This window comes from Pseudoalteromonas sp. (assembly GCF_036960685.1).
Taxonomy (GTDB): domain Bacteria; phylum Pseudomonadota; class Gammaproteobacteria; order Enterobacterales; family Alteromonadaceae; genus Pseudoalteromonas.
Genome location: NZ_JBALXK010000001.1, coordinates 65707 through 78253 on the forward strand (window position 1 = coordinate 65707; position 12547 = coordinate 78253).

Consider the following 12547-nt stretch of genomic DNA (forward strand, 5'->3'; position numbering starts at 1 on the left):
TAACGCCCGACTCACGCGCCGGTTTAGAGCCGCAAAGCGGCGGAAAATCGGTCGCTGTGCAGCCGATTGTTAGAAACGGTTAAGAAGTATAGCTCTAAGTTCTTCTATACTATGAGGAGGATCACGCCTGTGAAGCATTGAGTGGCAGTTCGGGCATACAGGAATCAAATCATTAATCGGATCTATTTGGTACTCATCTTTTTGACGCGACACAGGAACAATGTGATGAACATGGATAAATCCGCGACCTATATCTCCATATAAACTCTCAAAGTTTAAATCACAGACTTTACATTTTACCCCATGATGCTCGATACATTGCTGTCTTGCCTTTGAACTCCGCTCATATTTGGTCAACTGATAAGACAACTCTTGCCCTTCAATGATCTGAGTGTCATCAATTTTCGGAATTTCGTCACGACTTACTGCGCCCGATTCGTAAACTTCAAAATCGCCGTCTGATTTCACGACCTTTAACTCCCATACGCCCCATTCACCGATATGAAGAGCCGATTTAGGCGGTAATTCGTAAGCAAACTTTTTCGTTATGCTTCGTCGGTCCTCTGATGAAACCAATTCATTCATAATCGTTCTTCGCTTGTGGGTATACCAAGCGGGCCATTCTCCAAGCTGCCCCATCCAAGACTCTTCTTTTGCATAACAATGCCGAGCTATTTCAAGAGCTTGTTCTTTAGTAGGAACTTTAGCTTTTAGGGAATATATATTTTCCTTAGAAATTTCAGGAGGTTGAAGATATGCGTAGTTTTTCGTCGACTTAACTAGCTTCCACCCTCTTCTTGGTAACAGGACGGACAAAGTCATTGCTGCCCCGAAACGAAAGACCCTCTCACCATAGCTCTTAGGTGCCTTACCTTGCGCTTCAAATCTAATTGAGGCTTCTGACCAGTCAGAAGTATCGTATTTCATCATTTTCCTGCTTGTTTCTAACGCTTCAAACATCGGCGCAACTTTTTGCGTCTGAGTGCTTTGATTTGTTGGAAGTTTTATCTGACAGCACATCCGAAAGCTTAGATTTCACTTCATTTTTTGAGTTAGCAACTATGAGGTATACCTTTTGATTTTCGGACACCTTATTGTGCTCATAGATCAACTGCTGCGTTCTTTGTGTAACTCCAGAACTAACAACCAATATTCCGCCTTTGCCAGATTGGTTTACTTTATACATAAACTCTCTCGCCGTACCGAGACCAAGCAATCGACTGTAGCGTTTTACTTCTACTATATATTCACTTTTATTATCAGCAGCCAAGAAATCATATTCATGATCATAACGGCCTTCGGGTAAAGGTTTTAAAGCCCCAATTTCTTCTAGAACCTCTCCCACCATTTTCTCGAACTCATAAGCAGCAGCAGTCATGCTAGTGTGGTACTGATTGATGACAACATCTCCAGCGACCATATCCACTTCGGTTTCTCGGTCATTTTTTAGCTTTCTAGTTATGCTTACCGCACCAATCGCTGCGATCAAAACGCCTAAACCTGAAAAGGCCCAGGATAGGATTGAAGACCAATCGAAAGGTTTTTCAACTGGCACTGTAGGAGACGAGTAACTTCTTCTAACAGTCTTTATTGAGGCCAGAAGGGACTCTCGCTTCTCTAAAGGTATAAATTTATTCCCCATAAATCGCTCTTGAATTTGCACCAAAAGCTCATCAGGATTATACGGGTAAGAAACCCCTTGCTTGAGTTCTTTACCCATTATAAAAGATCCAATATCCTCAATCGTTACAGGTTTTTCATAAAATAAAAGCTCTTGTATATCATCCATAAGACTTTCATGGACAACATTTACTTTTCCTGTCGTAATGTCCTTAACATAGTCAGGAACATGTGCCAACGAGAAATAGAACGTACCAGCCACACCTATCCCGCCAAAAAGATTCCATGCGTTCTTGATTATCCAATCGAATACTGATGTCAATGAGCATCTCCTACTTATTCGGGACTTCTAATTTAATAGTGCGCGAATCGCGTATATCTCTGCCGACGCCACGCTCATTTTTCTACTTTATACAGTTTTAACAAATAACCTAAGGTATTACTATCACTAAGTTTTCTTAAACTTTAAAGTAAAGTTAAATAGAACAATACGCGCGCAGCTCATTTTCATGAATATATGAGCAAAGAGCAGTTTGACCAATCAATTAACTTTTAGATTTAGCCACTCTCAATGTCCGGTTATCGCTCTAACCCGACTATCCGCTGGGTAACAGAAGTGCTATTAGTAAATATAACTTTTTCTGGCTTTGAGGTATGTATGCCTAGTGATATTCAACCTAGTGCTAATCATAAATTTGTAGATATACTCAGCAATAGAAAAGTTAATTTAAGCTCAAACCCTTTAGATGAAATTGAATTAATTCAGCGTGGTTTAGATATAAAGAGTGTTGAGAAGTTTAGGCTTTAGTTAGGTTGGGATATACAATCCTTTGCTAAAGCAATTGGTACAAATACTAGAACTTTCGAACGTCATAAAAAAGAGCATTAACGTTTAAATACAACTTTGAGTGAAAAGACCTTTGAGTTGGCTCATTTCGCATCAACTTGTATTGATCACTTTGAAAATATTGAACGATGGAATAAATGGTTAAATACATGATCCTTACAATTTAGCTCTAAAACACCTTTAACATTTGTAAATACAACTGCTGGTAGAAGGTTATTTAGGAACGTTATTAATGGCATCAAACAAAGTTTTAACGCTTAAAAAGACCCCAGCGTTTACTGGGGTTTCTCTATTTAGCCTCTGCCTTTTCGGCAGTAAAAAGTCACAATTTGTGGTTATTCACTTCCCGGCCTAACTTCAGCTGCCTACTCGGCAGTTCACAATATATATTAGCGCTATGTATCGTTTTTTATATTTCCAGCTGCCTACTCGGCAGTTCACTAAGTCGAGCAGTCAGCTCTTTTACGTACTCAATTTCCAGCTGCCTACTCGGCAGTTCACTATTAAAAATAGTTTAAATTTCTATAAATACCAAACTGTTAAATGAATTTAAATTATTTACCCTTATTTTCAATCAATCAGATAACTCATTGAAAATTAAAAGAGTGTTTTAAAACTATTAAAAAAGGGTATTCAAAGAGGGAACCGTGCCTTGGAATGTTTGATTTGTAGCAAAGCCATAATTATTAAATTGATTTCCTACCGCATTAGTATTTTCAATTTTTTGTATATGAAGTATAAAACTTTCCCCGTTGCCTTTGCTTGATACAGGTATTGAATGAAAATGGCCTATGTCCTTTGCCTCAAATTTATATTCAGGGTTGTAAACCTCCCCTCTAGCTTCAGCTCGCTTTTTAGCGCGTTTCAATCGTCTTTGCTTTTCACCAACAAATGCTTTGGCTACTGATTGGTTGCGAACAAACATGACTTCGCTTTGGTTTACTGGTACTTCGAGTATTTTTGATAAGCCAAATAACTTATCATGAGTCATCATCTCAAAATAGCTTTGCTGAGATAGATTGGTTAATTGCTTTTTATCTGTCGATACAAACGCTATTTGATTACCTATTGTTTGCTCATTCCATTTAGGAAAGCACACACCAATATTAATTATTTCACGTGAACTCACAAACCCATGCAAAATACCAATACAACGCCCTGCGAGAAGGCTTACATCACAATTTTTAGGTATATAAGTAATGGTAAAATAATAGCGCTTCAACCTTTACTCCTTTGGAACAAGCCGCCTTTGATCAACACTGCCGCAATAAAGTGAACTGCGTCTGATTCTTCACTTTGCTCTAAACCATGCTTTTCCATGTGCTTAATATGCAAAGCAATGCGCGGAAGTAATGAATAAAAGTCTGAATGGGTCTTAGGTGTTCTGTGTGCAACTAATATTTGCTTATCTGCGCCATACTCGTGAGTGCGTAAAGGTTTGTAACCTCCCTCGTACCAATCATCGATAGTTTGAATAGCAGCCCCTACTTTTTGTGAGTTTAAACTTGCTGCTTTTTTATCGCCCACTTGGGTGTACGCAAGTTGTTTAGATGACATGCCCTGTTCAACAGCATCTACAAACTTTTGACTTGGGTGAACCTCCTGGCTAAATGCATTTTTAATTTTGGCGGTTATATCTAAATAACAGTAGCTTTGAGGGTTGCTAAGCCCTTCTTGAATAACTTCTGATAATGTTATTAGTGCTGTTTGATTATTTTGCCAATTGCCCTGCCACTTTAATTTTTGTGCACCTTCAACAATTATTGGGTCTAAATGTTCTGTGAGGATTTCAATATCAACATTTGGTGATTGGCGGTTGCGCCAAAGCCAGTTGCCCATCAGTATATTTTTAGCGTAGCGAGTTGCCACTTCATTAAGGCCATTGTGCTTTTTATAGGTTTCAAAAAAACGTTTTAACCAATAAATAACTTTAGGGTCATCACAAACATGTGGCTCATTGCTATTGGCCTCAACCCTGAGTGAAAAACGGCAAAATAGCTCATTAACTGTTGGAGGCACGTAGCACACATCGATTGTTTGTGGGTTCCCAAACGCAAGATCTTGTGGCGCTAAATTTTTAGCCATATTTTGCTTTTGATACCCATCGCCAAACCCTGACTTTTGCCCAACTAATTTATTTTGCTCTATTTGTAGCGGTTCAAAATCTGATTCCGGTGTTTTATAAAAAAACACTGCTTTACTGGGTGAGAGCGAACGCGTGTAACTTAAGTGCCGAGGTAATTGCATTATTCATACTCAAACTTAGACTTTTTCATAAGCATAGACTCTTTTTGAACATCCATAACCCAAAATGCGTCATGAAAGAACTGCTTAGCGCCTGCGTACTTTACTGATGTATTGCTAACACACTCTAACAACCCGATTACAGGCTCAGCATAACAATGGTATTCATGTAAGGCTGCATCTCGCTTTACAGGCTCTTCGAGCGCAGCAAAGCCAATTGCAGCGGGTCTTAAATTAAAGTTACCGTTAAGCGCATCTATCAATTGTTCAAAACTTTTAGCTACTTTTTTTGAAGGGTATAACCAACTGCCATTTGACGATTTTACCTTTATATTTTTAAACAGCTCACTTGGTTTAGTATGTAAATTGCACCAGTCAATATTTTGATATAACGAAGGTGGATGCATAGTCCCGCCCGCAAACATAGATGGTAGTGCGGGCTTTATAAGCTGACTATTCAACTTATCTAAAAGCTCAGCATTTGGTACAAAAAGCCTAAATACTAAATCGAGTGTTATGTCGCATTTAGGTTTATCGATAATTCCAGATCTTATTACATGACTACGGCCAGCAACTTGTTTTAACTTACTTGGCTCAGGTAATGGTTTACCTGTATGTAATTGATAGTTTTCAATGTAAATAGCACTGCCAATACACTTAATTGAAGGGTCTATAAAGTTTTTTAGCTTACGCTCAAAGTTATGCGCAAGCCCATTTAAAGCAGTAAGTGACGGCATACCTTGAATATACGGGTTAGCCATTGCTTCAGCATCAAACACTCGCATATCTTGGCAATGTACATACACTATTTGCTCATCTTTTAATGTTTCTTCTTCAGCTACACAATGAGTAAACACATAGTTTAACTGCGCTTTAAACAACCCCATTAAATTAGGGTGATATGCAAAGCGTTTGAGCTTACTTAAAGTACCTAGGCTCTCATTTAGTATGTTACTAAATTGGCTAATACAGTTAGTAATACTCTGATCTAAGTAATGTTTTGCCCACTCAGGGTAAGCTTGGTTTTGCGCGTTATTTTTAGCTTCAAGAATGTTATCAAGCCATAACTGCAAGCTAACACGTACTTGCCTAATAGCCGCGACTCGCGCTAATCGCTTTTGCCTTAACGTATTAAACTGTTTAATACCAACCAATACCAAAAGCGCCTGTTGAAATTGACTACTTAATAGCGCACGAATTTTAAATGCTTTCTCAATATCATAATTGGCTACTTTAGAGTGGTTAATAGCCTTTGAATATGTTTTAGGGAAGTAACGAAGCACTCTTATATTGCCGCCTACTGAGCTTGCTAAATCACCGACATTGGCTGGCCTTGAGTGCTCAACTAAAGCAAAATTTAACTTACGACCTGTTGTTAATTGCTGAATTTTAGCCAGCATTGCGTGACTTACTACAGGCGTAACCACAAGGTAGCTTTGCTGAAATGGTATTTGTAATTGTGGTGAAAAAGAACTTACTTCTAATGGGAGCTCTGCCACTGGCAACTGCTGTTTTATTTTACCCGCGATATCTAAAACTGCCTTTTTAGTAAACCCGTATGCTCTTATTAAATTAATCCAAACAGGCTCTTCAGTTATTAATAACTTTGCTAAACAAGTCACTTCGCCCTGCCAATTAAACGAGGTTAAAAATAACTTTGCATGATTAATTTCAGCACTATTGTGCGACCAGCCAAAACTTAAAGGTAATGACCGGCTACAAATACCCGCAATATCTTCACTTACAACTTCACTAATTAAACGTTGATGGCTTACTCGTATGTCGGGGTATTTTAAATTATGAGTATGAAACCATTTAACTTCGTTAATGCACTTACTTAATAACACTTCATCGCGTAATACACTTTTAGCAGTTCTTACACTTGTTAAATCATCAATCTCACTTCGCTTATAAACTAGGTTAATGAGTACAGTCAGCGCTTGTTCTTCAAATCCATCTACCGCAACATGAGGCATGTATGGAGCAAACAACTTTCTAATGGCTGTGGTTTTTTCTTTCAATAATTCAATTGCAAATGCATCTTGTAAGCTCATAAGTTACCACGGCGCTATAAATTGTTTTTTTGTTTGAGGCTTTTCAGCTGCGAATGCTTGCTGTAGTTCAATTACTTGGCGTAAATAAAAAACATGGCTATCAGCTCTGAGCTGTTCGTGCTTTTTTTGTGGATAAGCGCAGTTTAAAAAGCCTTCTTGATGAAGTCTGTAAACTTGCTCTGTAGTGGTATTTAATAATACTGCGGCATCAAAAGTACAAAGCAGTAAGTCAGCAATATTTGGATGTTTAGCTTTAGGATTACTATCAACTAATTCGACAAAGTAATTAATAATCTCATCAAGAACTTTGTTTTTATGGTTACTTGTTGCAGCTATTTGACCATCACGGATTAAATCGCCATAAACAAAGTTGAACTTAGTTTTATTAAAAGGGTTGAGTTGCCTGAGACGCGCATTATTTGTGAGTAAGTTTAATTCAAAGGTAAGGCCATCAGGCCAAGTACTAAAGTAATCAACAAAAGCGCAGTTAAAGTGAGCATCGCTTACATCAAGTTGCTTAACCTTCGCAAACCACGATATCAACCCCACTATTTTATGGCTGTTACTACTTGCAAGCGCAAATGCAATTTTAAAGTCTGCATCGTTTAACTGTTCACTACTGGTTAGTTCACAACCACAACCGCACTCTAAAAACGCCTCAGAAGCTCTGTAATCAATTAAGTTATGGCACTCACTACAATGTATGGTTAATTGTGCTTTATGCTTATGGCACGCTTTATAGGGCTTTAAATGCCAATAAAAAGGAGTATATGAAGACTCAGACAAGCATTCAATGCAAACAGGTATGTTATCAGTGCGAAGTAGTTCAAGGGGAATAGTCAGCTCATTACGGCTTACTGCTGCTAGGTTGCCAAATTTAAAGTTACTGCGCCGCCATGCAAGTCCAAGAATATCACCAGCGTTTACATCAGCTAATTGAGCTACCAACTTAAGCGCTCTAATTCTAAAGCTGCTTGCTTGCCTAGCATGATAAACATCAACCTTACTCAGCTCTAACGGCAAAGCACCTTCAAGCTCATGATCTTGCTCTACAAGCCATTGCCATAAAATATCAGCAAGCTCACTATAGCCATTGTACGAGTTATCTCTTGCAAGCCTTAGTAAATAGCTTTCAAGCGCCTCATCTGGGTAAGGTTTTGTTTGAACTAAAAAATGCATCGCCAACCTAAACTAAGAAAATCTTAGTTTAGGTTTAGATTAAAAGTAATACTTAGGTCAAGCTTAAAGAGAAATTAATCTTTTGAAACATCTAAAACAAATATATCAATCAGCCCTACAAGATTTTTAGGTAAGTCATTTTCTAATTTTGCTTTAAGTTCATCTGCGCTTTTCAAGCCATGCTGCTTTCTATTCGCTACCTTTTCTTCAGCCCCAAACCAAATAACAAGATAAATACCTTGTCCTTCAGCGTCAGGATGAATTGAATATCTTTCAGCCAGTTGGTTTCCTGCTGCTGAAAACAGTTCTGTATGCCACTGCCCTTTAGCTTCAATCACAAGTAATCTTCGAATACCATCCATTACTTTGGAAGCAGTAATATCAATTCTATTTTTATCTTTTGTTTGATGCTCTGCATTGATAACTATGCTGTCTGCTTCTAAGCGAGGCTTCAAATACTCTGCAATAATTTCTACTGAGCTAACTTCGTCAAGTCGAACTCCGCCTTGCGAATAAAAACGATTTCCAGGGTTAAACTCCCCACCTTTAATATCTTTTTGATATTTATCTAGCTCATACAAGACTCTATCTCTAAGTCCTTCAACTGTAACAATCTCACAATTATCCAAAAGGTCTATAACCTTTGAAATATTTGGAGGAATAAAGTTTCTCATAGCTAAAGCACGAATTTGATTTGCTCTCATACTTTTAAGATTTTGGCGCATAACCTGAAAACGAGAGTCCTCAATTAACTGTTCAATAATATGAATTGTTCTCTCAGAAGCGTCCAATTCAATTTGCCTAGATATATCAACCAGAAATCGATATGCTCTTTCTCCGTCAGGGCTAGAGGTGCCATAAAAGGAAGGCAAGTTAACTTGTGGCCAATCTTCAATAAAGCGATCTAATAATAAATATATTTTATCGCTAGATAAACTTGGAAAAGTATCGCGGCTTCCGGAGTTTAAACTACTTGATATTCCCTCGAATAAAAATATTGAGCTTTTCTTCTGGGTAAGGAAATAAAAAAACTTTTGGGAATCGCATAAATCCAAAAAATAAAAAGCTCTTAAAAACCAGAATTGTATGATTTTCTCTTCAGGCTTATCTATATGGGGTGATTCAATTCGACCCAGCCATTCATCGCAACGAATTAAGATCAAATCTTTAAGCTGTTCTTTATCACCATAATGAACGGCTAAATCAAATAAAATATCCAACGCATAATAGCTCAGGCTAGAATACTTGTTTAACCACTCTAAGGGTAAATTGGCTTTAAAATCACTAAATATTTCATCGTCTCTTAGTACTTCTACTTCGGGGTGTTCGCATTTAAACTTGTCTAATTGAGGCTCAACATACTCTTTTAAGTAATTTTCTTTGGAAGTTACATCAGGAAATAACAAACGATCAATTTCAGACTTAAGAAGACCACGTTCATCTTCAGTTACTGCGTCATAATAAATATTACATCTAGTTTTCACGGCAGAAAGTATTTGCTTACTAATATTGTCTAGAGTTCCCTCCATACGTATTGTTTCTAAGCACAAAGCATACAAAACTGTTTCAACATGTAACCTCTGCGATTGACTCCTCAACTCCGCAAGTTTCTGTAAGTTAGGTACATCGGGAGCAATCAGGCTAGTGCAGTTTTTTAATGAAGTTCTCATTAGCTCTTCATCACCAAACTCTTTTTGTATATTTTCAGGTTCAAATAACAAACACTCTGAAAAATTAACTAACCACCCGAAATGCCCTCCAGATTCGATTAAAGCGCGGTTTCTCTGAATAAAGCTAATGTTGTCTGCACGATTTTGGCTCTCACATTTTTTGTTCTTTCTATCTAGTCTATTAGACTTCGAATTTCGTTTTCGTATCTGTAATCCAATAGAGTAATCTGTATTATTTGCTTTTGCCCACTCTCGCATAAATTCTAGCTTTTGATTAGCTTGTTTACGCATAATGCTGCGTATATGACTATTCAACTGAAGCTTGTTGTGCTGGAAGTAAAAATGCCTCGTTATAAAGGTTGACCACAGTGCTAAATTATTTTCTTCAAATGCTAAATTGATTAGGTATTCAGTATCATCAGCGGAAAAACATAATCCAGAATGCGCACCGCAATCTGTTTCAAACCTACTTTGTTTAAGATTGTAGATTATTTTACGTTCAGTTATACCAAAGAAAGCGGTTTTAAAAAGTCCTTGTCTTAAGTCTTTATTTTCTCTAATTGCTTTTACAGACTTACAGAAATTTTCACTTCCTTCCCTGTGATAATTTAAGTTTTTTAGCCACCCCCATATCTGTTCTGGATTATAAGGGAGGCTAGTAATATCAAAGTAATGATCGAGCAATTTACCTACAAGCTTGCTTATCCCGTCTCTACAAAAACATTCATAGTACTCTTTACCACAACTGCAAGTTAACTCATCGGTTAAAAAATTTAATAATCGTTCTGTATTTTCACCACTTAAAGTCCATACCAATTTATTGATGAAATATCGATTGCCTTGTAACCGTCTATCATCTATTGAGGTTTTTTCAGTAGGGTAGAGACTTGAACATGCTCGAAAGAAGCGTTTTAGTATGCCTAAATCAATAGAATTAGCACCTAAGAATTCAATTCCTTTAGCTGCGATGTTTAGAGAGGTATTACTAGACTCGGATATTAATGTTTCGAGTATTTTAATATCATCAACATCAATAAGCGAAAACAAACATTCCATAGCAAGCCTTCGAGTATCTAATCTCTCATTAGGATCGAATAGTATGTTTCTGAGATTAGGAATTAAGTGCTCAATAACCTGAGATTCTTTGATTATAGTTAATACTAAATCTCGTAAATGCCCATCATTTTTATTTTCTAAAATTGGCTTAATATCTTCAGCCATATTTTTACCAAAAAAACCAACTGTACTGTATCGCCGCCAAAAATCACCTCTTCTAAAATACGGGTCATTTTTTTCAATTTGTGTTAACTGTGATAAAAGTAACCTTTTAGATGAGCGATCAAGTTGTGAGGGGTCTCCATTAGCTAGCACAGCATAAGGATCAAGCTTTATAATTTCATGTTGTAGCGCTAACCCGCCGAGAGTAGCCATCCAACCAAGCACTCCTCTCAATTCATCACGAACAATATTATTTGAAGCTATTACTGTTTTACAAACTCTTAAAGTTAGTGGATCTTGATTACTCTGTATTCGCTTTACTAAATACTGAGCGGCACAATATTCAGCAATAATCTTGTGAACAGCTCGATGTTGATCAACATCATCTGCAAGTTTAAATAAGCGAGAATCTATAATGCTTGATAGATCTAAGCCCGCTTTTATTAGTGCATTGATATTGGGGTATAAGTATTCCTCTGATAAGTCACTAACACTTACTCCTTCAGCACCTGATAAAAGAGTTTTAGAAAATACTTCTGAAGCGAGCTCTATTTTTTTCTTATACGGGAAATCTATTCCAGTTCTTCTTTTTGCCGAAGGGTTAAGCTCTTTAGCTAAGTGCTCAACTGCTTTTTCAAAGATAGAGCTTTTACTTTTAAATTTTCGATTACTTTCAATGTAGGCATCTGCAAACATTTTCAAAAACTGAGGGTTCGGAAGCAAAACATCTAAATTAAAGCGTGATACTTCTGTATAAAAATTATCAAAATCTTCATCAGGCAAGTGGTGATCAAAAATCTTCCTTTGCTCTAATTCATTAAACTCCCTCAGCCTTAAAACCAAAGGATCACATTCTAAATACTCTATAACCGCTTGTGCTGAGTCACTGCTCCATTCACTTGAGCGACTTGATATTATTAAAGTTTCAGGTTTTGACTCGATGACTTTAGCTAATAATTTGTGTATACCACAGTTGTCAATCTTGGATAGTTCATCCAAGGCATCTATAACAAGAAAATCCCTAAATAATTTACTAGAATACAAGTACTTGCTAGCAGTGACTGGGTTAGTATTAGCCTTACTTGCTAAGCTTTTAAGAAACTCAGTCTTACCTGCTCCTGGTTCTGCTAAAATAATTACGCACTTAGAGACACTCAAGAGTTCATCTTCAGCATAAATTTGCTCATCATTTTCAAGAGTACGCTGAAGATAAATATTTGAGGTCATAGATTCTCTGTATATTCACAAATTAAAGTAAGGTATTTACTCTTTAATTAAGCCTAAAGATATTTTGGAAGCTTTAATACTACCAAGCAGTTTCGCCTTATCATGCTGGTCTGCTTTACCCCATGCGCAAATTAATTCAGCCAAGTCATCTTCTTCACAATAAAAATAAGCCACTGGTACATCTAGCTCTTTAGCGATGCGTTTCATGGTTAAAAAATCAGGGGCATGTTTGCCTTTTTCATATTGGTTCATGCGAGCACTAGCCGTGTTAGGTTCCATGCCTAATGCCATACCTAGCTGTTGCTGAGTAAGGCCAGCTGCTTTTCTTGCAGATTTTAGGCGTGAAGGTGTTGGAGTTTCCATGTGAACCTTAGCTATAAATTATATCTTGCTAAGATTCTCTTAGTATCTAACCTATAAGTGTACTAAGGATATTTTAGTTTTTAAGTAAAGGCAAAAATTCTGCTGTGAAGTTACTACTTAAAGCC

General features: G+C 37.2%; 8 protein-coding genes. All 8 read right to left on the minus strand.

Annotated features, from left to right (window positions below; all coding sequences use genetic code 11):
• Positions 1-69: 69 nt before the first annotated feature.
• Entirely contained in the window at positions 70-960 is an 891-nt protein-coding gene (locus tag V7783_RS00325) for an HNH endonuclease (protein WP_335677036.1), read from the minus strand.
• Complete coding sequence (locus V7783_RS00330) at positions 953-1942, minus strand: restriction endonuclease (RefSeq protein ID WP_335677037.1); 990 nt, start codon at positions 1940-1942, stop codon at positions 953-955. The genes V7783_RS00325 and V7783_RS00330 overlap by 8 nt, the downstream gene beginning before the upstream one ends.
• 1144 nt (positions 1943-3086) lie before the next feature.
• Positions 3087-3689: a type I-F CRISPR-associated endoribonuclease Cas6/Csy4 gene (gene cas6f, locus V7783_RS00335; protein WP_086999339.1), complete on the minus strand. Its 603-nt coding sequence runs from the start codon at positions 3687-3689 to the stop codon at positions 3087-3089.
• On the minus strand, positions 3686-4714 hold the full coding sequence (gene csy3, locus V7783_RS00340; RefSeq protein WP_335677038.1) for a type I-F CRISPR-associated protein Csy3: 1029 nt from the start codon (positions 4712-4714) through the stop codon (positions 3686-3688). The genes cas6f and csy3 overlap by 4 nt, the downstream gene beginning before the upstream one ends.
• Positions 4714-6765: a type I-F CRISPR-associated protein Csy2 gene (locus tag V7783_RS00345; protein ID WP_335677039.1), complete on the minus strand. Its 2052-nt coding sequence runs from the start codon at positions 6763-6765 to the stop codon at positions 4714-4716. The genes csy3 and V7783_RS00345 overlap by 1 nt, the downstream gene beginning before the upstream one ends.
• 3 nt (positions 6766-6768) lie before the next feature.
• Entirely contained in the window at positions 6769-7944 is a 1176-nt protein-coding gene (locus V7783_RS00350) for a TniQ family protein (RefSeq protein ID WP_335677040.1), read from the minus strand.
• Between the two features lie 74 nt (positions 7945-8018).
• Entirely contained in the window at positions 8019-12059 is a 4041-nt protein-coding gene (locus V7783_RS00355) for a hypothetical protein (RefSeq protein WP_335677041.1), read from the minus strand.
• 36 nt (positions 12060-12095) lie between these two features.
• Positions 12096-12422 carry a helix-turn-helix domain-containing protein gene (locus V7783_RS00360; protein ID WP_335677042.1) on the minus strand — a complete coding sequence of 109 codons (327 nt, stop codon included), beginning with the start codon at positions 12420-12422 and terminating at the stop codon, positions 12096-12098.
• Between the last annotated feature and the right edge of the window lie 125 nt (positions 12423-12547).